This is a genomic window from Litorilituus sediminis, assembly GCF_004295665.1.
In the GTDB taxonomy this organism is placed as follows: domain Bacteria; phylum Pseudomonadota; class Gammaproteobacteria; order Enterobacterales; family Alteromonadaceae; genus Colwellia; species Colwellia sediminis.
This window is the reverse complement of record NZ_CP034759.1, coordinates 1514888-1537445: the sequence shown is the minus strand read 5'-3', so window position 1 is coordinate 1537445 and position 22558 is coordinate 1514888. Positions and strand designations below refer to the sequence as shown.

Annotated in this window: 15 protein-coding genes; 7 read left to right on the top strand and 8 right to left on the bottom strand. The window is 39.9% G+C overall.

Annotated elements, in window-relative coordinates; all coding sequences use genetic code 11:
* Nucleotides 1–62 precede the first annotated feature (62 nt).
* Genes EMK97_RS06855 through EMK97_RS06835 form a run of 5 tightly spaced genes read left to right on the top strand, consistent with a single transcriptional unit; the run spans nt 63 to nt 5275 of the window.
* On the top strand, nt 63–1049 hold the full coding sequence (locus tag EMK97_RS06855) for an ABC transporter substrate-binding protein (RefSeq protein WP_130600650.1): 987 nt from the start codon (nt 63–65) through the stop codon (nt 1047–1049).
* A 4-nt stretch (nt 1050–1053) separates the two neighbouring features.
* Nucleotides 1054–1929, top strand: coding sequence for an ABC transporter permease (locus tag EMK97_RS06850; protein WP_211342278.1), 876 nt, complete (start codon nt 1054–1056; stop codon nt 1927–1929).
* Nucleotides 1929–2648 (top strand): ABC transporter ATP-binding protein, encoded by a 720-nt coding sequence (locus EMK97_RS06845; RefSeq protein ID WP_130600648.1) that lies wholly within the window; start codon nt 1929–1931, stop codon nt 2646–2648. Before EMK97_RS06850 ends, EMK97_RS06845 begins: the two co-directional genes overlap by 1 nt.
* Before the next feature lie 2 nt (nt 2649–2650).
* Complete coding sequence (locus EMK97_RS06840) at nt 2651–3091, top strand: CopD family copper resistance protein (protein ID WP_130600646.1); 441 nt, start codon at nt 2651–2653, stop codon at nt 3089–3091.
* Between the two features lie 15 nt (nt 3092–3106).
* Nucleotides 3107–5275 carry a TonB-dependent receptor family protein gene (locus tag EMK97_RS06835; protein WP_130600644.1) on the top strand — a complete coding sequence of 723 codons (2169 nt, stop codon included), beginning with the start codon at nt 3107–3109 and terminating at the stop codon, nt 5273–5275.
* Nucleotides 5276–5318: 43 nt separating this feature from the next.
* On the opposite strand, the gene EMK97_RS06830 is transcribed toward EMK97_RS06835, so the two are convergent.
* The 3 genes from EMK97_RS06830 to radA all read right to left on the bottom strand — a co-directional run bounded on the left by EMK97_RS06830 (nt 5319) and on the right by radA (nt 12862).
* Complete coding sequence (locus EMK97_RS06830) at nt 5319–9056, bottom strand: two-component regulator propeller domain-containing protein (protein ID WP_130600642.1); 3738 nt, start codon at nt 9054–9056, stop codon at nt 5319–5321.
* A 121-nt stretch (nt 9057–9177) separates the two neighbouring features.
* The gene (locus EMK97_RS06825) at nt 9178–11457 is read right to left on the bottom strand and encodes a S9 family peptidase (protein WP_130600640.1); all 2280 of its coding nucleotides are present in this window, start codon (nt 11455–11457) and stop codon (nt 9178–9180) included.
* Between the two features lie 43 nt (nt 11458–11500).
* Nucleotides 11501–12862: a DNA repair protein RadA gene (radA, locus tag EMK97_RS06820; protein WP_130600638.1), complete on the bottom strand. Its 1362-nt coding sequence runs from the start codon at nt 12860–12862 to the stop codon at nt 11501–11503.
* Between the two features lie 311 nt (nt 12863–13173).
* Between radA and EMK97_RS06815 the strand changes: the two genes are divergently transcribed.
* Nucleotides 13174–15648 (top strand): PilZ domain-containing protein, encoded by a 2475-nt coding sequence (locus tag EMK97_RS06815; protein WP_130600636.1) that lies wholly within the window; start codon nt 13174–13176, stop codon nt 15646–15648.
* Between the two features lie 37 nt (nt 15649–15685).
* Here EMK97_RS06815 and serB read toward each other — a convergent pair whose 3' ends face one another.
* Nucleotides 15686–16678: a phosphoserine phosphatase SerB gene (serB, locus tag EMK97_RS06810; RefSeq protein ID WP_246028902.1), complete on the bottom strand. Its 993-nt coding sequence runs from the start codon at nt 16676–16678 to the stop codon at nt 15686–15688.
* 103 nt (nt 16679–16781) lie between these two features.
* Here serB and EMK97_RS06805 point away from each other — a divergent pair, with 103 nt between their 5' ends.
* On the top strand, nt 16782–17459 hold the full coding sequence (locus EMK97_RS06805) for a hypothetical protein (protein ID WP_130600634.1): 678 nt from the start codon (nt 16782–16784) through the stop codon (nt 17457–17459).
* A 4-nt stretch (nt 17460–17463) separates the two neighbouring features.
* On the opposite strand, the gene EMK97_RS06800 is transcribed toward EMK97_RS06805, so the two are convergent.
* From EMK97_RS06800 to EMK97_RS06785, 4 genes are all read right to left on the bottom strand, one after another.
* A complete protein-coding gene (locus tag EMK97_RS06800) occupies nt 17464–18279 on the bottom strand; it encodes a TatD family hydrolase (RefSeq protein WP_130600632.1) in 816 nt (271 codons plus the stop codon).
* 36 nt (nt 18280–18315) lie between these two features.
* On the bottom strand, nt 18316–20049 hold the full coding sequence (argS, locus tag EMK97_RS06795; protein WP_130600630.1) for an arginine--tRNA ligase: 1734 nt from the start codon (nt 20047–20049) through the stop codon (nt 18316–18318).
* Nucleotides 20050–20365: 316 nt separating this feature from the next.
* Complete coding sequence (gene prfC / locus EMK97_RS06790; RefSeq protein WP_130600628.1) at nt 20366–21946, bottom strand: peptide chain release factor 3; 1581 nt, start codon at nt 21944–21946, stop codon at nt 20366–20368.
* Between the two features lie 245 nt (nt 21947–22191).
* Nucleotides 22192–22434 carry a hypothetical protein gene (locus tag EMK97_RS06785; protein WP_130600626.1) on the bottom strand — a complete coding sequence of 81 codons (243 nt, stop codon included), beginning with the start codon at nt 22432–22434 and terminating at the stop codon, nt 22192–22194.
* Nucleotides 22435–22558: the final 124 nt, after the last annotated feature.

The window sequence follows — 22558 nt, the reverse complement described above, 5'->3', positions numbered from 1 at the left end:
AAGTAGATAAAGTAACAATGTGTATTACTATAAATGAAAATCATTATCATTTGTAGTTTGTTGTGAAAAATATTATTACTTTTATTAGTTTTTTTGCTTGTGGTGTTTGCTTTGCAGCTCATAGCGATGAAAGCACTGTGGAAGATGTTGCTTTAGCGGGGCCTGCTGCGGTGATCAGTTACCCTATGATGGTGATGGCCACTCAGCAACCTTTAGCAAATAAAGGCGTTAAGCTCTCTTTTACTCGCTGGAAAAATCCTCAGCAATTGCGTGCCATGGTGGTGGGCAAGCAAGTGGACTTTACCGCTATGCCATCAAACCTTGCGGCAACTTTCTATAATCGTGGTCATAGTTTAAGCCTGCTTAATGTTGCGATATGGGACATTATGGCGGTGGTGACCCGGGATGAACATTACCGCGCTGGCAATGTGATTGAACAGCTTGTTGGTAAGGAAATTGTTGTCCCTTTTAAAAACGACATGCCTAACATAGTGCTTGAGCAACTGTTAACGGCGCAATTGGGTAAGCAAGCAAATAAAGTTAACATCAGGCAAAGTCATAACTTTGCTGATTCAGCGCAACTGCTGTTAGCAGGACAGGTTGATTATGCCTTATTAATAGAGCCGTTAACTTCCATTGTACTTTTTCAAAGTAAGCAACAAGGCAAACAACCGCTTGTACGAGCGTTAAATATTAGTGAGGCGTGGCAACAAACATTTCCCGATAGCCCTAAAATTCCACAAGCTGGGCTTGTTGCTAATACCAGTGTTAATCAAAACAAAGTGTTAGTGAATAGCATTAATCATGCGTATAGCAAGGCGGCTCTCTGGTGCCAGCAAAATGTTGATGCATGTGCCGATATTGTTACTAATTATTTACCTAAAATGCCCAAACCCGCGCTTATTCAAGCCATCAAAAATACTGGCTTAGACGTTGTTCCGGCTAAACAAGCGCGACCTCATTTAGAGTCGTTTTATCGATTATTAGCAAATACCGATGCTAATCGCATTGGTAAAAAGCTACCTGATAGTGATTTTTATTGGGACTAGCACTATGACGGCACAAGAAAATATGGCCTTGTTAGCGAGTAAGCAGAGCCTTGCAAAGCGTGATCAGGCTGCGAGCGTTAAGGTAAAGCAGGAAGAGTTTAAACAAGGAAAGTTTTCGACTGTTATAGACAATAAAACCACTTTACTTGCTAAAGGGCTTGGTATCACGAGTGTTATTTTACTTTGGCAGCTTTTATCTATGGAGCTTAGCGAGCTTATTTTAGCATCGCCTGTACAAACGTTAACGCGGTTAATTGAGCTTTGCCAACAGAGTGATTTTTGGCTGGTGTTGTTAACATCACTTAAGCGGTTATTGCTGGCCTTATCTGTAGCAAGTTTTATCGGTTTTTGTTTAGGGATCATTGCAGGAAGACGCGCTTGGTTAAAAGCGTTTTTATCACCCATCCGCTGGTTATTAATGAGCGTGCCACCCGTTATTGTTGTGCTACTTGCTATGTTGTGGTTTGGCATGGGCTCGAGCATGGTCGTTTTTATTACTGTGCTGCTGTTATCTCCGACCATTTATGTAAATACGCAGAAAAATATTGAGCAAATTGATAATCAGTATCTTGAATTAGCCCATGTTTATCACTTTTCTTTATGGCAGCGCTTTAGTCAAATTTATATCCCTGCCATTGCAGCTCCTTTATGTGCCACCTTAGTGATTGTTTGCTGTAGCGGCGTGCGAATTGTGGTGCTAGCTGAAGTATTGGGGGCGCATCAAGGCATAGGTTATCAGCTGGCTAATGCAAGTAGTAACTTTGATACGTCAGAGCTTTATGCCTGGGTATTGGTCAGTTTGTTATTGGTCGCGATATTAGAATTAGTCTTGTTAAGACCTGTGCAAAATTATTTATTGCGTTGGAAGAGGGCAAGCTAATGATGCGTTTTAATGAGGCGATGAAGGCTGAAAAAATCCGCGAGCTGGTTCAATTTCATCAAGTGAGCTTGTCATTTAATCACCATGATGTGCTTGCTAATATGTCGTTTACCTTAAAAGCGGGCTCAAAATTAGCGCTTTTAGGGCAAAGTGGTTTAGGTAAGTCATCCATTTTAAAGCTGATCGCAGGCTTAGTTGCTCCGACACAGGGACAAGTGGTCAATCATGCGCAGCGTATTGGTTACGTATTTCAAGAGCCGAGGCTGCTACCTTGGCTTACGGTACAAGAAAATATCTATCAAGTGCTAAAAGCTAGTGGCGTTGCTAAGCGTGAAGCTGAGCAGCGTATTAAAGCATTACTGGCGCAAGTTGGCTTATTAGCCTGTATTAATCATTATCCACATCAACTTTCAGGCGGCATGGCGCAGCGAGTTGCTTTAGTGCGCGCTTTTGCCGTTAAGCCCGATTTACTGCTTTTAGATGAACCCTTTAGTGCCCTTGACACCCCTTTAGCTAGCCAATTAACCGAGCTGTTAGCTAAGTTGTTAACCCCACAAACCAGCATGATTTATGTCAGCCATAACATTGAACAAGTTCTGCCTTTGACTGAGCTGGCACTGGTATTAAAAACCGGCAATGACCTTGATTGGCATAGTGTTGCTAACAAGGAAGAGCGGGCAATATTTCTTAATCAATTTTATCGTCATGAGGTGTACTAACCGTGTCCTATCCTATTTTAATTACATTACATTTGTTTGCTGGCGTTACTTTTATTGGCGTGGTGTTCTTTGAAGTACTCTTTTTAGAGTCTATTCGAAAGAAAATTCCTGCTGATACCATGCTGCTATTACAGCAAGGTATTACTGGGCGAGCGCGAAAAATAATGCCTTATGTTTTGGCTGTGTTGTTTCTTTCTGGGCTGGCGATGGCTCACCATCATTTTCCGCATTTCTCTGGCTTGATGTCGTCTTCTTTTGGGCAATTGTTATCAGTAAAAATGCTCTTAGCATTTAGTGTTTTAGGGCACTTTTTTACCGCAATGTACCTTTCTCGTAACGGAAAAATGAGCTGCAGTCGCTTCAAATTTATTCATTTAAGTGTTTTTTGTCATCAAGTGGGAATTATCTTACTCGCCAAAAACATGTTTTATATTCAATGGTAGTTTTAAGGAAATATTATGTTTACATATCATAACCGTGGTTTAGTAAAACAAAGTAAATCACTGTGTAAGAGCAAAAGAAAATATTTGTCACTGTGTTTAACTTTAGCTATGTGCTCTTCACCCGTAGTGGCTGATACGGGTAAAGCCGATATTGTTATTGATGAACATATTGAGGTATCGAGCAGGCCGGTAGAACGAGCATTTCCAACCTTAGATGAAGCCAGAGCTGAATTAAAAAAAGTGGCTGGCGGCACTAATTTAGTTGAGATTGAAAAACTGCCTGCCCGCCAAGCAACCTTGCAAGATGCACTTGGTTTTGAGCCGGGTATTATTATGCAAAGCTTTTTTGGTGGTAATGATCAACCTAGATTGAATATTCGTGGCTCTGGCGTACAAAGTAATCCGGTCAATCGCGGTGTACAACTATTACAAGATGGTTTGGCGTTAAACCAAGCAGACGGTAGTTTCGTTATTGGCTTTTTAGAGCCAAAATCTGCTGAGATGGTGGCTGTATATCGTGGTGCTAATGCGCTTAGGTATGGCGGCACGACCTTAGGCGGCGCGATTAATATGATCAGTAAAAATGGTACCAGTACCAGCCCTAGTGTGCGCTTAGAGTACGGTAGTGATGCTCGACTTGGCGCGAGTGGTCAGCTTGCCGGTCAAAGTGATAATTGGGATTATTTTATTAGCGCTTCTAAAGACAGCTATGATGGTTATCGTAATCACAGTGAGTCAGATCGCAGCAGTGTTAACGGAAATATAGGTGTCAACCTAACTCAGCATATTGCCAATCGAACTTATTTTCAGTGGACAGATAACGTTTTTGACATTCCCTTTGTAGTACCGAAAGCAAGAGCATTATCTAACCCTGAGCAAGTATTAGGTGATGGTAATACGCCGCTAGATAAACTGCTTAATGTCTATAACCGTGACCCGCATCGCGACTCGCAAATGGCTCGAGTTGCCAATAAAACACGTTTTAGCAATGATAATTTAATGCAAGAGCTTGGTGTGTTTTATCAACAAGTAGATGATACCTTTACTGATCCACTATCGCACAGTGTTACCGATACTGATGATTATGGTATGGAATATTCATTGAACTTAACCGGTGATTACCTTAGCGAACATGATGAGCTTTTTGTGTCATTTTCAGCAAGCCAAAGTGATATGACCCGCCGGTATTATGCCAATAACCCGATGAACGGTAGCAAGATGCAGGAGTATGGTCGTTTAGCGTTCGATGCTAATAATTTAATGTTAGCGCTGCAGTGGCAAGCACAGCTTCATGACGATGTGCAGTTAGCAGTTGCAGCACAATGGGTGCAGGCGAACCGAGATATAACAGATGAAATGTCATTGCTGCATAATCAAAAAAACAGCTACGATAGCATCAATCCTAAAATTGGTATTAACTATCAAGTAAGTGACGAGGTACGTGTATTTGCCAATGTTAGTAGTACCAGTGAAGCGCCAACCTATTGGGAGTTGGTTTCTTCAACGGTAAGCCCTAAAAATCCTGCGGCCGCTAAAATAAGTTTAAATGATTTACAAGCGCAAGAATCAACAACAATTGAGTTTGGCTCGTCAGGGCAGGTTGCTCAAACCCAGTGGAATGTCGCGTTATATCGCAGTGAAGTGGATGACGAACTTATCTCTATTGTTAATGACTTTGCTGTTAATGGTAAAACTGATAACTACCATGCGGGTACTATACATCAAGGTGTTGAGTTAGAAGTGATTCAAGGCTTTGCTCAAGATATGCTAGCCAAAGGCGATAACTTTGATGCTAAGTTAGTGTATAACTACAGTGATTTTTACTTTGATGGTGGCGAGTATGATGGTAACCAAATTGCCGGTATTCCAACTCATTTAGCTCAGTTTGAGCTGCGCTATCAAATGGCGAATGGTTTCTATATTGCCCCGAATATTAAGTGGCAGATAGACGATACAGCAATTGATCATGCCAACAGTCAATATCAAGATTCATATACGCTAGTTGGCCTGCAAATGGCCTATCAAGTGAATGAGCAAATCAAGCTATACCTAGATGGGCAAAATTTAACGGATGAGGTTTATCAAACTTCGTATGTTATTCGTGGTTACTCTAACCAAGCTCAGCCTAGCTTTTTACCTGGCTTTGGCCCAAGTGTTACCTTAGGGGTAAATATGAGCTTTTAATTAACGCCATAGCAGGTGCTGATAGAGACAGCACCTGCACAAGTTAGTTTGAGCTATCTTTGGGCAGGCTAATGATAAGGTGAAATCCAGCAGAGGCATTAGACACTAATTGCACACTGCCTTTGAAGCTGTGAACTATTTGATTATACAGTATTGGCATACCTAAGCCGACGCAATCACTACCTCGTTTGGTGGTGACAAAAGGCTCGAAAACACTATCGGCAATCTCATCTTTTAACCCTTGACCGTCGTCTTTATAGTCAAAAATAAGAGCATTATCCTGTTCAGTTACCTCAATGGTGATGGTGAGCGTTTGCTTAGTTGTTTCTTCAAATGCGTGTAAACAGGAGTTTTCAATTAATTGCTTAAAGATTGATTTTAATGTTTCTTGATAGCTATTAAAGACAATATGCTGACTACAGATGAGTTGTAACGAAATGGTATTGTGCTGAGTTTGTAATTGACATTCTTGGTAAGCAAACTCAAGCAGCTGTTTAACATGAAATAATTTCTTCGGCTCATGTTCAGATGAGTGTGATAAGGCTTTGAAGTTTTTAACTAAGCGAGCCGCTTTTTGGCTATTGCTGGCAATGAGGGCAATGCACTCGCTATTAGCTTGAATATATTTATCTAATGCTTCTTGGCTTAAGGTTTTGTTTTGTAGTGCAGCTTTAAGTTGTTGCTGATTATTCTCAAATTGTGATAGTGCTGTTAGCACAACACCTAATGGTGTATTAAGTTCATGAGCAACGCCAGTAACTAAGCTTACCAAAGAGAGCATTTTTTCTGATTCTAATAGCTGTTCTTGTGTGTTAGTTAGCTCAGCTAAGGCATCAGTTAACTCAGCAGTGCGCGCTTTTACTCTTTGCTCAAGCTCACTGTTTAATTGCTGTAATTGTTGTTGCGCTTCAATCAGTTGGTGTACATCTTCAATTGTGCCAACAATTCGTTGGGCTTTACCTTGCTTATTACGCGATACCGCTTTCGCTCGGCTTCTATACCAGCGCCAATTTAGCTTAGGATCTTGTCGTCTATAGGTGATATCTAAAAAGTCTGAGTCATTATCTTTGTGATATTTGAAGGCATGAATAACCGCTTCTACATCATCTGGATGGGTGGTTTTTCTTAAACTTTCTAAAGTAAAGGCTTCTTTACCATTGTGGTTATTGGTAATGGAGTTAACTCTGATGATGTATTTTTCAACTATATGCCAGTCCCACAACTCTCGTTGACTGCCCCATAAGGAGAGGGCTAAACGCTCTTCGTTCTCTTTTAATAAGATAAAGTTTTGGTACCTACGCCAAAAGATAATTATGGCAAGGCTGGCAAAAATTAAGATATACAGGCTATAGGCCCACCAAGATAGCCAAGGTGCTGGCGTAACTTCAATGGCTAAACGTGTGACTTGCTCGCCCCATTGGGCACTTTGCTGCTTGGCTCTTATCAATAAGCTGTAGTTACCTGGAGGTATATTGGTATAGGTTGCAATGCGTGACTTATGATTTGTTTGAATCCAGTCCTTGTCTAAGTTTTCCAGCATGTATTGATAGCTAATACTGGCCTCATCTTGAAATGATAGGGTAGAAAACTCAAATGAAATTAAGTTTTCTTTGTGGCTTAAGGTGATTTCATCAAGTAAATATATTGCCTTTTCTAAGGTAAATTGTTTATCACTTTGTTTGTTCTTAGGCTGTATTTCAACAGGAGTGTTAGACAGTCGCACTTTAGTGATGGTGACCGGTAAGTTTTTTTGGATATTGATATAGTCTTGCGGGTTAAAGTAATTAAAGCCATTAATACCGCCAAAATATAGCTGACCATGAGGTGAGCTAAAGTAAGCGCCAGAGTTAAATTCATAGCTTTGCAAGCCATCAGCTAAAGTAAAGTTAGTGATGGTATAGTCTTTTTTATCGATACGAGAAATCCCTCTATTTGAGGTTAACCAAATACCGCCATCATTACCTTCAAGGGCACTATAAATGGTTTCATTTTTTAGTCCTTGCGCTTTAGTAAAGCGGGTAATGTTTCTCCGTTGTTTATCAAGCTTGTTTAGGCCGTCGGTTGTTGATATCCATAAATTGCCGCTACTGTCTTCACTTACAGCCATGACCTTGTTGCTAGTTATGGTATTTGGCTTATTGGCATGATGCTGGTAATGGCTAAATAATTTACTTTTAGGATTATAAGCGTTTAATCCGCCGCCATAAGTGCATAACCATATGATGCCAGATGAATCTTCAAAAATATTGAGCACATAGTTATAACTAATACTGTTTTTCGCTTGCGGTTGATGGCGAAAATGTTTGAATTCTCTGCTGGCAAGGTCGAGTCTATCAAGCCCTGCTTTAGTGCCTATCCATAGGTAGTTATTTGAGTCTATATGAAGGGCAACCACTTTATTATCAATAAGACTATTGTTGTTATTTGCCTGATGAAGATAGCGTTCAATGGTATCTGTGTGGGTATCTAATCTATTGATGCCAGCATCAAAGGTGGCAATCCAAAATATTCCTGGGCTTTCCTGGGCAATAGCCCAAACTCTATTACTGGATAATGAATTTTCATCTGTATTGTTGTGCAGGTAACGCTTTATCAATTGTTTATTTTTATCATAGACTTGCAGGCCACCACCATCGACACCTACCCAGGTATTTTGTCGATGATCTTCAAATATGGCCCAGATATTGTTACTTGAAGGCGCTTGTTGATCATATGTTTCGGTGTCTATATGTTTAAACAATGGCGTTGCTAATGATGTTTTGCTGATGCCGTCAGTAAAGTGACCAACCCATAAATTGTTGTTATCACTTATAAATAAAGTATTGATAAAATTACCTGCAAGTGAGTATTTATTATTAGCGGCATGAAGAAAACGGCTAATGGTTTTACCATCATGACTTATCTTGTTAATCCCACCTGAGGTCGCTAACCATAAGTTATGTTGGTTATCTTCAACGATATCAACAATGGCATTATGGCTAAGTGAGTTACTGTCGTCCTTATTATGCAGAAAGTGCTTAAAAGTGTCGCTACTTGCTTGATACAGGTTTAGGCCATTAGCACTCGCTACCCAAATCTGCTTTTGACTGTCCTTAAAAATAGCGCTTATTTGATTGTCACTAATTGCACCTAAGGTTGCGCTGTTTTGTCTATGGTGCTTTAGTTGACTGTTGTTCAGGTTAAACTGCATAAGTCCTTGGCTTTGTGTGCCAAGCCAAAGGGTGTCTTTATCTAATAACAAACTCGTAATAACAGCATTAATCGTATCTTTATGTTGATTGAATTGCTTGAGTGGGCTAAATGTTTGGCTGCGTATATTAAACACTTGAATGCCAGCTTCGTAGGTGGCTAGCCATAGCTCTTCATCATTGGCTTGAATGATTTGATGAATATCATTAGCTTGATTGTTTTTATTATCATCAGAAAATGTAAAGTGTTCAAAGCGCTCGGTTTCATAATCAAATAGGTTTAATCCGCCGCCACGAGTTGCAAGCCACAATTGCCCTTGTTGGTCGATAAAAAGATCATAGATATAATCTGCGCTTAATGTCTGGCTATTGTTGGTGTCAGCATAAAAGTTATCAAACTCAAAGCCGTCAAAGCGATTTAAACCGTCTTGGCTAGCAAACCAAATAAAGCCGTATTTATCTTCAACAATGCTGGTAATGGTATTTTGAGATAAACCATGTTCAATTGTGTAATGGTCAAAACGTGCTGTAGCATGGGCTGAACAACTTATAAGCATAACGACAAGTAATATAAGTTGGGGAAGCAGTCCCATACTTAGCAACCTTAATAATGACTAAAGTAATTAAAGAGATATAGCTAAGTATAGACAGGTTTTTAGTAATGGACGCTAAGATAATGGGAGCAAGGAAGTCAAAATCCTTGCCCCTTAAGTGCTATTTAAAGTGACGATCAAAAAAGTTCATAATGGTGTGATTTAAATGCACCTTGACCTTTTTTCCGCGCATACTGTGCTTACTGCCTGGGTAAGTCATCAGTTCAAAGACCTTGTTTTCATCTTGCATGGCTTTGATTAATTTAGTGGTATTGGTAAATAATACATTATCATCAGCCATACCATGATAAACCATTAGCGGGCCATTTAAGCCATTAATATAAGGAAAGACACTACTTGCTTGATAGCCAGCAGCATTATCTTTTGGATGGGCTAAGTAACGCTCTGTATAGTGTGTGTCGTACAATAACCAATCTGTTACTGGCGCGCCACTGACACCCGCGCTAAAGTAATCGCCTGCTTTAAACATGGCCATTAACGCCATATAACCACCATAAGAGTGACCATAGATACCGATACGCTTTTCATCAACAAAAGGTAAGCTTCTTAGGTGCTTAACACCAGTAATTTGATCCTCAACCTCAACTTGGCCAAGTTTTTTATAGATAGGAAACTCAAATGCTGTACCTCGGTAATTAGAGCCTCGGTTGTCTAATTGAAAGACAATATAGCCTTGTTGCAGCATATATTGGATCATATCAGCGCCTTGCCATTTATTGGTAACACGCTGGGCATGTGGACCGCCATATACTTTAACAATTACAGGGTATTTTTTACCCGGCTGCATATTGTTAGGCTTATAGAGTTTATAAAATAAGGTGGCTTCGCCATCGTCAGACTTTAACGAGCCAAATTCCGGCATCACTAAGTCATTGTAATAAGGAGCAACAGGATGAGTAGCGTTAACTTCATTTTGCGCTAACCAAGTAATATGTTCGCCATCGGCTTTATGTAAGCTGACTTGTTTTGGGGTCGAGATATTTGAGAAGCTATCAATATAATTAAGTCCGCTAACGGCACTTTTATTACCAAAAGTGATGCTATGAAAGCCATTACGCTGGGTTAATCGCTCAACTTGCTCTGGGTTTTTACCTGATAATGGCACCTTGTATAAGTGACGCTCTAATGGTGTATCAGCTCGGCCGGTGAAATAAACCCAGCCGTTTTCTTCATCAACACTTTTTAAGTTATCAACAACCCAGTTACCTTGGGTCAGTTGTGAAATCAGTTTACCTTTTAAGTCAAAGTGATATAAGTGCTTGTAGCCATCGCGCTCTGATGCCCAAATAAAGGATTTGCTCTTGCTAAGAAAGTGAAGATCATCGTGCAAGTTGAGCCAATGGTTTGATTTTTCAGTGATTAAATCTTTTTGCTTACGCTTTTTAATATTATAGCTGCGTAAAATGAGTTTTTGTTGGTTACGACTTTGCCATTGATAAGTGAGATTTTCGCTATCAGGCATCCACTTTACTCGAGGAATATAGATATCTTTGTCCTCATTGCCTTGGTCATCCTCAAGGTCAACAAAGCGAATTTTTTTGCCTTTAATATCAGTTACTGCTAATTGAATATGGACATTATTAGTACCTGTGGCGGGGTATCTTTGTTCAATTAAATCAATTTTGTCTGCGTAAATTTCATTGCGAATAACCGTTTGTACTGGGGTCTCATCAACACGCAAAAAAGCAATGTGCTGTTCATTTGGCGCCCACCAATAGCCTGTCATTCTGTCCATTTCTTCTTGAGCAACAAATTCACTCATGCCATTTTTTATCACGCCACCACCATCAATGGTTAATTGACGCTCTTTACCTGATTTAATATGGCGAATATACAGGTTTTGCTCACGAATATAAGAAACATAGTTACCTTGAGGGGAGAATTTAACGTCCGTTTCAAAGCCCGGTGTTTGCGTTAATCGCTTGGCAGCTTGTGTTGCTAAGTGGTAATAGTAGATATCGCCATTTAACGGGAATAATAACGCTGAGCCATCATGGGAAAACTGATATTCCATAATACCAACGCCATAAATACGTTGGCGTTCACGTCGTGCCTTCTCTTCATCAGAAAGCTCTTCTTTACCGCTAAAAAGCGCTTGTGAGTCAACCAGTAGCTTGTTCTCTTTGCTGGCTAAGTTGTACTCCCATAAATCGTAACGGTTTAAATCGTCAGCTTTACCTTGTAAGTAAGTGACTCGACTACCATCAGGAGAGAATTTTAATGATTTTGGCGTTTGCCCATTAAGTGATGGTGAACTATAAATTCGCTCAATAGTCAGTGCTTCTGTTGTCTCTGTGACAGACTCTGTTGCTGCGTAACATGCAAGGCTACTGAGAGAGCAGCCGAAAACAAAGAGTGCTTTTTTAAGGGTTAATTTCATTTATTTGGCAACTTTTAACTTAATAATGGTTTGATAGTTAGCCTTAGATGACATCTAAGGCATCGCTAAGCTTTTTAACAGCGATAACTTCCATGCCGGCAATCGCTTGTTTTGGTTTGTTATTATACGGCACAATGGCTTTTTTAAAACCGTGTTTAGCCGCTTCGTAAATTCGTTCTTGGCCACTTGGTACTGGCCTAATTTCGCCTGATAAGCCGACTTCGCCAAAGATAACTAAATCTTGCGGTAAGGCATTATTTTTAAAGCTTGATACTAAAGCTAAGATTAATGCTAAATCAATACTGGTTTCGGTGACTTTAACGCCGCCAACCACGTTAACGAAAACATCTTGATCACTAAGTTGTAAGCCGCCATGACGATGTAAAATTGCTAGTAACATAGACAAACGGTTTTGATCGGCCCCGACTGCAACACGTCTTGGATTGCCTAGGGCAGAGTGATCAACCAAGGCTTGTATTTCTACTAATAAAGGCCGAGTTCCTTCCCAAAGCACCATAACAACGCTACCCGGTGTTTGTTCTTCACCACGGGTTAAAAAGATGGCTGACGGGTTTTTCACTTCTTTTAAGCCACCACCTGTCATGGCAAAAACACCAAGCTCATTGACGGCGCCAAAGCGGTTTTTATGTCCGCGTAGAGTTCTATAACGTGAATCTGTGCTGCCCTCAAGCATAATAGAACAATCGATACAGTGCTCTAGCACCTTAGGACCAGCCAAAGAGCCATCTTTGGTAACATGACCAACAATTAACATCGCCACTTGGTTTTGCTTGGCGTACCTCGTTAAATAGGCGGCACTTTCTCTGACCTGAGATACGCTGCCGGGGGCTGATTGTATATCTGCCATATGCATGACTTGAATAGAGTCGATAACAATGATTCTAGGTTGCTCTTTTTGCGCAATTTGGCAAATGTTTTCAACGCTAGTTTCTGACAGCATTTTTAACTTATCAGTTGGTAAACCAAGACGCTTAGCGCGCATAGCCACCTGCTGCAGCGACTCTTCACCTGTGATATACAGGGCCGACATATTCACTGCCAGCGAGCACATGGTTTGTAATAATAACGTACTTTTACCTGCGCCTGGCTCACCACCAATTAAAATGGCGCTACCTGGCACAATGCCGCCACCTAAAACGCGATCAAATTCTGCATAGCCAGAGCTAAAGCGAGGGACTTCAGCTAGGTCAATATCATCAAGGGTTTGTACTTTTGCTTCAGTTAAACCGGCAAAGCCAGAGAAATTGCCGGCACGAGCCGGGGCTTTGGCTTGTCTAAATTCAGAGATTGTATTCCATGCTTTACAGTCGGTACATTGACCTAACCAACGGGCGAATTCTGAGCCACAGTCTGTACAAACATAAGCCGTTTTTGTTTTTGCCATGTTGTCCTTATTTATATTTTGCCAGTGATTGGCTTAATAATTGCTTTTATTAGCATTTTAGAAATAGATCACTATTCATGGTCAGCGCTTTGACGGTTTACGCTTGTGCTTTTTATAAAGCATGAACAATTGCGATATTTGCTTGAAATAGTGATTTTAGCTGGGTTAAATTATAATGCTTTTGTTTTGATTGTATAGAAAAGAACAAAGCTATAGAAGGCTTTCCTGTAAACAGACGGTTTTTGCATATATTTTTAATATAACATCCAGATTTATAACAACAATAATCTTACTTGAGTAAATAGACGTATATGAGTACAGACTTTAGCAAACATCAATCCTTGATAACTAAGTTTAGAGGTTTAGTGAATAAAGCAGGTTTTGATGCCAAATTTAGTGCCGCTACCAATAAATTGGCTAAAACAGAGTCTTTTCTACTCAAAATGGAATTAAAACGTTTAGCCAGCCCTTGTACACGCTCTATTGATCTTCGAGGCTTGGTAGATGGTGATTGCCAGATTTTTGACTACCAAGGACAAAAGCACTTTTTAGATGAGGTTGCTATCTCGGTATTTAATGACAATGTTGAGGTGTATGGCGGTTATACCTTTGGTGTTTATGAAGCGGTAAAAAATACTGAAAACAACTTTCGCAATATTTATAAAAATGAACAAGCGAATATTTCTCGGATCACGCCAAAAGCAAGCAGTACTGTAGAGAAAAAACAGTACAGCGCTAAAGCATATTTATTTGATAATTATCCCGACCGACGTGAAGAACGCATGAATTTTGCTGTTGCCATTACCTTAGTACTTGGCAAGCAAAGTGAAGCTAGTGCCACCAGTGTTGATATCAGTGTCTCAGGCATTAAATTACGCTTAACTAATGAAACGCCTTTAAGTGTAGGTCAAGAAATTCAGTTAGTATTTACTGGCTTAGAGCAGGAGTTTCACTTTGGTAAAGACAGCGTTTTTATTTATCAAGTACAAAATAAACTACTTGATGGCAGCACTCAGTTAATTGGCTGTCAGCGCATTGATGTACCTGAAAGAGATGGTTTTGAGCAGTTTTTAAAGGGCTTTATTCAAGGAAACAAACGCCGCTATAAAATCAACTTAGATAACAGCATACAAAGCTTACAAGCTCGAAGCTTTGAGCAATTTGCTTTAATGAAACTAAATGAGCTACCTGTTTTTATTCAGCAGGGCGCAGATGGTCATGTCATACCTAAATATGTGTTAACAACCACGAATAGTCAGCCAAGCTATCAATATTGGAAACATGAAGATAACTCTTCAGCATTAAATTATTTAATCACTAAAGAGCGATTTCTTCACTTACAAGCACAGCGGGGTAGTTTGCTGGTTTACAGTTTTATTCATCAGCATCAAGGAAAGAGCTTTTTTTATTCTATGGATGAGCTGCAGGGTAAAAACGATATGGCGTTCTTTACTCAGTTTATTGGTTTTGCTGCCAGTAAAGATAGCTTTGCCGTGACTGAGTTGTCTTTACTCGACTTAGACATCAATAAGGCGCACTCACCCTTTACACTTTCGAGTGCGGTAACCAAACAACAGCAATATATTAACTCGCCACCTTCGGATGAAGTGTTTAAGAATTTGAGCCAGTTATCACATATTATTGTTGTTAAGTCATTGCAAGATAAAGAAAGTTTGCATGATTATCAGCAGTTTTCCTATTCAGGTATTGATCGTCAAAAATTGAAGTTATTTGGTCATAAGCGATTAAAAGATAAGTTACCCGTTGATGAAATTGGTATTAATTATAAAAACCAGCGCCAAGAGCCAAGATTTAAATATAAAACACCGGCAATAATAGCATGCCAATCGATTACCTGGTCAGGGGTTTCTGAAGATTTTTCCGTGTCAGGTTTAAAATTAAACTTAGATGAGCCCGCGGTGTTAGCAGCAGGTGATGTTGTCCATTTATCTTTTCCTAATTTACAAAAGATCACCTCAGCCTTTGATTTAAAAGGTTTGCCTTATAAAGTGGTGCGCATCAATAAAGCCAAAACAACCATTAATTTACGGGTGTCTGTTAAAGAGCACCAGCATATTGGTCGCTCCTTTTTTAAATTACTAATTGAGAAGAATCGCGACAAACTGACCCCAGATGAGTACGCTATGTTAACTCCTGGTCTTGCTGAAGCATTAAGAACCCTTTATGCCACGCAACTGGCTGTGCCGGCGTTAGCAGTACAAACCAGTGGTAGTCGTTATAAGGTTGAAACCTTGTTGGTGAGTGAAGCGGCCAAGCAGATCACCAGTGAAGGCCTTTATGGCCATATGCAAAGGTTAAGTGATAGGAAAGGTTTCTACAATTTATACCCAATATTAAGTAATCTACAAGCAAGTAGCTCGATTGATAATCACTTAAAGAAATTGCTCGCAACTGATGAGTCGGTAACTGAATTACTGTATATCGCGATTAACCCAAATATTGAACAAATAGAGCGAGCAGTTACCACTAAGTTGGCGAGTGAGCTTAATACGCCAGAATTAACGCGATTTTTTATTAAAAAGTCACTCAAACAAGGCGAGTTATATTGCATAAAACTTAAGTTGTCGCGTGCCGATAGCCCGCAGATGGAATATCTTAATCCAGAGCTAAGTTATATTGGCTCTTATGCTATTCACCGTGGTAAGCAGATTGAGCAAGAGATTTGGAGTGTTGCAGGTATAGTGCAGTTATTTGATGTGACGACAGAAACGCTATTTCGTTATAAGGTGCTTTCTGAGCAAGAGATGAGTTTAACTCAGCATTAATTGCGATTAATGCTGGGTTATGTGAAGCTAAGCTTGATTAGGCTAACCAATGGAGCAGGCAGTCTAAACCTTTAAAGTTAATACAGCTATCAGCTTGCTCTAATACGATAGCTTTGGCGTGAAAAGCAACGCCAAATGAGGCTGCAGCCATCATAACAAGATCGTTAGCGCCATCGCCCATAGCCACAGTTTGGCCATCTTCAATATGATATTCTTTGGCAAGAATAGCTAAAGAGTCTGCTTTTACTTGGGCATCAACCACATCCCCTAAAACCTTACCTGTTAACTTGCCATCTACAATTTCAAGCGTGTTAGCAAAGGCGGCATCAAGTTTTAGTGTATCTTTGAGATGATCAGCAAAATAGGTAAAGCCACCCGATGCAATAGCAATACGCCAATTGTGTTCTTTAAGCTCAGCAATAAGTTTGCTTAAACCTGCCATTAATGGAATATCTTTCGCGACATCGGCAAGAATTTGCTCCGGCGCGCCTGCTAGCGTAGCTACCCGTTGGTGAAGGCTCTGGGCAAAATCTAACTCACCTTGCATGGCACGCTCAGTTACTTCTGATACTTGCTCGCCAACGCCGGCTAATTTTGCTATTTCATCAATGCACTCAATTTCAATAGTGGTTGAGTCCATATCCATCACCAGTAAACCAGGCTGATTTAGTTTCGGAACATCCATAACTAATGCTGCTTCAAAACCTTGCTTTAATGCAAATTGTGCTACGGCTTTTCTTGCGCTGATAAAATCAGTACAGTCAACGTTAAATCTGTAGCTTGTTAGTTTGTTTCTGCTGTTAACCGCCGTAAGTGCAACAGGGGTTAAGTTGGCACTGTTAAGTAGGTGATGCAGTGAGGTTAAGTTAAGATCAGAAAAAACCACTAACTCGGCTTGCGGCAGGGTTTGTGTTTTATCTGCTAAGGAAATCGTCTTGTTTTCATAGCTTAAGTACAGTGGTAATGACGCTTGTTCAATTAACTCTGAAAAAGCAGTGGTTAAGGGGATATCGTTGGCAGAATCTGACACGTTAATTCTCTATGAAGATTAGTGGAAAATATTAAAACTTCACAATAGGTAATAATCTCACTATAGTGGCATTATTCGCGCATTAAGTCGTTATCACTGTTTTATGAAGCAACCTGAACAGCCTTTATACCCTAAATTATCATCGATTTATAATAAAATTCTGCAATTAGCTAGTGCTATTTTGCTTATTATCGTACTAATGAGTATGTGGCAGTCTATTAATGTGAAAGATCAGGTGAATTTGCAAAATCATTTTGACTTTGTTGCTAAACAATATTTGCAGCAGGCAGCAAGCAGTGCTCAGTTATTATTACAACAAAAATATTCATCTAAGGCGGCTAGAAATAAAGCGATGCAAAGCTATTTAGATGATTTAGTTAAAGTTGATTTTGTTAATCAAGTACATTTATATGATGAAAAAGGTCAGCTGTTACTATCAGCAAGTCAAAACGATAATCCAGAGGAAAAAAAGCGTAGCAGCCGCTCTATTAATGAGCTTTATGGAATTGATGAAAATAAGGCGAATTTAAGCGCTAAGTACACGCCATTTATTCGCGAGATTCGTGGCAAAAAGCTCTATGGCTATGTTCGCTTTACTATAGAGGAGTCGTACTTAACCCAAGTGCTGTCACAAGCAGATACAGATAGACAAACGCTATTTAGGCTAATGTTATTACTCGCTGGCGTGGTTGGCTTTTTATTAACGCGTGGCTTGAATAGATTTAGCCGAAGAAGTTATCGCATAAATAAACAATTGGCAAAACAGCAAGCCAATAGTTAAGGCATCACTCGGCAAAGAACACTTGATTGATATTGAGCTCAATTTGCTCGGCAATTTGCTCTTGGCTTTCATCCCTTATTTGCGTTAAACAGTGAAATATTTTGACTAAATTAAGCGGGCTATTGTGCGCTTGTGGCTGGTCTAATACCTCGATACTTAATGGCATAGAAGGGGCATCCGTTTCTAACACTAGGCTATCAAGCGGCAGGCGTTTAATGGCGTTAATGGTTTTTTTCGCTCTTGAATAAGTAATGGTGCTGCCAATACCTAACTTAAAGCCTAAATCGATATAATCTTTTGCTTGTTGATAGCTACCAGAAAAGCCATGAATGACGCCTGTTTTGCTAAGTTTGTGACGCTTAAGTTGTGGCACTATATATTGATGAGATTGCCTGTGATGAATAATAACTGGCAGGTTTTCTTGTTTCGCTAAGGCTAGCTGATAATCAAAAAAATGCTGTTGTTTTTGTAAGTTCACTTCTGGGTTGGCAGCACGCTTACTAATGGCACCGTCAATACCAATTTCACCAACAGCAATAATATTGCTTTTTTCTTGCCTGACTAACTGAGTTAGTTGCTCTAAATCGCTTTGTGATAAGTTATCGAGAAACCATGGGTGAATGCCTAAGGCGGCAAAGAGTTTTATTGGCTTAGCACTATTATGTTTGCTTAGGGTGAGAACTTGATTGAAATTATCTGGGGCAACGCTTGGGATAATAATGCGCTCAATTGAGGCTTGAGCGCACTCGTCTAGTAGGTGAGGTAGTGCTTCGATAAACTTCGCATCATCAAGGTGGCAATGGCTGTCGGTAAACTGCATGCGATTGCCTCCTTGTTTTAGTAGTGGCAAGTTAACTTACATTCTTTCCATCACTTCAATGCCTAAAATATCTAAACCTTGCTTTAAGGTGTTAGCAATTAGTTGGCACAAGGCTAAACGTGATGCTTTTACTTCTTCGCTAATGCCTTCTTTTAGAATAGGGCAAGCTTCGTAAAAACTCATGTAAAGGCTAGCAAGCTCGTATAGGTAGTTACATAGCAAGTTTGGTGTACATTCACTAATTACGGCATCTAAGACATCTTCAAGTTGCAATAATTTTAATGCTAAGGCTTTTTCTTGTGCTTCAACTACCTTAATTTCACCTAATGCATGGCTGCTACCTGCCTTAGTGAAGATACTTTGAATACGTGAGTACGCATATTGCAAGTAAGGAGCGGTTGCACCTTCAAAACTAAGCATGGTTTTCCAGTTGAAGATATAATCGCTGGTACGGTTTTTAGATAAATCGGCAAATTTAACTGCGCCAATACCTACTTTTTGCGAAATAGTGGCTAAATCATCTTCGCTGATTTCAGGATTTTTCTCTTTAATTAAGTCACTGGCTCGAACAACTGCTTCATCCAGTAACTCAGCAAGCTTAATTGTGCCGCCAGTACGTGTTTTAAACGGTTTGCCATCATCACCCATCATCATACCAAATGGACAATGTTGATAACCTACTTGCTCTGGTAAGAAGCCAGCTTTACGAGCAACAATTTCTACCTGCTTAAAGTGCAAGGCTTGGCGAGCATCGGTAAAGATGATGATACGATCAGCATTTAATTTGCCACTTCTGTAACGACATGCAGATAAATCTGTGGTGGCATATAAGAAACCACCACCTGATTTTTGCACGATAAATACAGAAGGCTCACCATCTTTATTGGCCATCTCATCAATAAAGACAACTTTTGCCCCTTGATCTTCAACAGCAATTTCTTTTGCCATAAGCTCATCAATGACGTTATTTAAGTCATCGTTGTAGGCACTTTCACCCATAATGTCTTCACGTGTTAGTGAAACATTTAACTTAGCGTAAATCTCTTCACTGTGGCTAATTGAAATATCAATAAATTGTTGCCATAAACGGCCACATTGCGCATCGCCGCTTTGTAGTTTCACTACATAGTCACGTGCTCTATCGGCAAAACCTTCTTCATCATCAAAGCGCACTTTTGCTTCACGGTAGAAGTTTTCTAAATCGGCAAGGGCTGTTTCTGCGACTTCATTTTCGGCTAACTTATCGCTTAAGTGCGCTAGTAACATGCCAAACTGTGTACCCCAATCACCCATGTGATTTTGGCGAATAACCTTGTCACCTCTAAACTCTAAAGCGCGCACTACGGCATCACCAATAATGGTTGAACGTAAGTGACCAACATGCATTTCTTTAGCAAGGTTTGGCGCTGAATAATCAACGACCACAGTTTGTGGCGTAGCACGTTGAGCAACACCAATTTTTTCATCGCTACTGATTTGATTTAAGTTGGCTGCAAGCCATGCCTTGTCTAAATGAATATTAATAAAACCAGGGCCGGCAAGCTCGATTTTTTCTGCGATACCATCAAGGTTCAAGTTTTCAACAACCTTAGTGGCTAATTCGCGTGGATTAGTTTTAAGTTTTTTAGCCGCACCCATGACGCCATTTGCTTGGTAGTCACCAAACTGTGGGCGATTAGATAGGCTAATAGCTGGGTTGGTATCTTCAGGTAACCCCGCTGCTACCATAGCTTGGCTAACTTTAGCGCTCAATATTTCTTTAATATTCATTTTAATAGACTCTTTATATTGCTATTTGGCTCAATAGATTTATCAACCGTATTTATTGGCTATAGCCAACAGTGTGTGTCTTGAACCAACTAACTGCGATAAAGAAGTTATTCGCAGTTAGTCATTAATCTTTATTGTTCAGGTTTTGATGTTCTATCTTACCTGTCGTCCAAGTAACCCGAAATTTACTTTATTTTGCAAACTAAATGGTTTTTTAGCAAAGCGGTCAAGAAATTTTATCAGGGAGCTTAGTAAGCTAAGTGACTTGATAAAATTTCGCTGACAATGCCGCTAAAATATCATTTAGGAAGCAAAATTAGTGTTCACGGGTCGCATGGAACACTATATCCGGATGACGCTCCTGTGCTAGCGATAAATTCACCATAGTTGGCGCAACATAAGTTAAGTTATCACCACCATCAAGGGCTAAGTTATCCGCAGCTTTTTTCCTAAATTGCTCAAGCTTACGTTCATCATCACAGGTACACCAACGTGCTGTGGCAACACTTATTGGTTCGTAAATTGCCTCAACCTTGTATTCGGTTTTAAGGCGTTGCACAACAACTTCAAACTGAAGCACACCGACCGCACCCACTATCATGTCGTTGTTGGCTAAAGGTCTAAATACCTGTACAGCACCTTCTTCAGATAGCTGAATCAGGCCTTTTTGTAATTGCTTGGCTTTAAGTGGATCTTTTAAACGTATACGACGGAACATTTCCGGGGCAAAGTTTGGAATACCACTAAATTTCATTTCTTCGCCACTGGTAAAGGTATCACCAATTTGAATGCTGCCATGGTTGTGCAAACCGATAATATCGCCAGCAAAAGCTTGCTCAACATTGGCTCTATCACCCGCCATAAAAGTAACAGCATCGGCAATTTTAACATCTTTGCCAATACGTACTTGGCGCATTTTCATGCCTTTTTCATATTTGCCTGAGCAGATACGCATAAAGGCAATTCTATCGCGGTGTTTTGGATCCATATTGGCTTGAATTTTAAAAACAAAGCCTGAGAATTTTTCTTCTTCAGCTTTCACTTCGCGCACATCGGTTTGACGAGGTAAAGGCTTAGGAGCCCACTGAGTTAAACCATCAAGCATATGGTCGACACCAAAGTTACCTAAGGCGGTACCGAAAAATACCGGTGTTAATTCACCTTTTAAGAATTCGTCTAAATCAAACTCATGGGAAGCGCCCACCACTAATTCAAGCTCTTCGCGTAAGTCTTCAGCATAACTACCAATGGCTTGATCAAGCTCTGGGTTGTCTAAGCCTTTGATTACACGTTTTTCTTGAATGGTGTGACCTTGGCCTGATTGATAAAGAATAGTTTCATCTTCAAGAATGTTATAAACACCCTTGAATTCTTTACCCATGCCAATTGGCCAGGTAATAGGCGCACATTTTATTTTTAGTACGTCTTCCACTTCATCCATTACTTCCATAGGGTCGCGCACATCACGATCCATTTTGTTCATAAAAGTGATGATTGGCGTATCTCGTAAACGGGTAACTTCCATCAATTTGATGGTACGTGCTTCAACACCCTTAGCAACGTCAATAACCATAAGACATGAGTCAACAGCGGTTAAGGTACGATAAGTATCTTCTGAGAAGTCTTCATGGCCTGGGGTATCAAGTAGATTTACCAGGCAATCGTTGTACGGGAACTGCATAACAGAGGTGGTAATCGAAATACCACGATCTTTTTCCATTTCCATCCAGTCAGACTTGGCATGTTGGCCTGATTTTTTACCTTTAACGGTACCTGCTTTTTGTAAAGCTTGACCAAAAAGAAGAACTTTTTCTGTGATGGTGGTTTTACCCGCATCCGGGTGGGAAATAATCGCAAACGTTCTACGTAAGTCGACTTCCTGCTGTTGTACAGACATGCAAATTACCTGAAATATTAGGGGTTAAGTGTGCTAATTAGTTAGCGCACTTTTTGAAATAAAAAAAATTGCGCGCATTGTAACATTAAATTAGAAAATATTTGATAGAAAGCGCATATTTTTACGCGTTATTCGCTGGACTAATATCAGCTGCTTTAATTAGGGGAAGTTTGTTAATAATTGAAGTCTAGCGTGAGCCTGTCATTGATTTGCAGGCTCATCATCTTAGGTTTGATTTTCTTAATTTAGAAAAGCTCGGCAATAAATTGAAATTCGTTTTGCTCAAGCAAAGGCTGTTGAAAGCTTCTTGGGGAAGCTTGTGGCTTTTTTTGGTTAGCTGATATTTGTGTTGCAAGTAATTTAAGCGCATCGTCGCTAGAGACACCAGTAAGTCTACTTACATTTTCAATTGCTTGTGCAAGTACTAAGTTTGCCACATCACTTTGTGTTAATTGGCTATCTGTCTTAGGAGTGATTCTGTTAAACATACTAAACACCTCATCAATATTAGGGGTATTGCCTATAGTGGTTATCTTAGTCTTGTTTAGTTTTTAAACTAGAGAGATTGGGTTACCAATTGTAGAGATTTGTAACGAGGTAGCGTATGTTAAG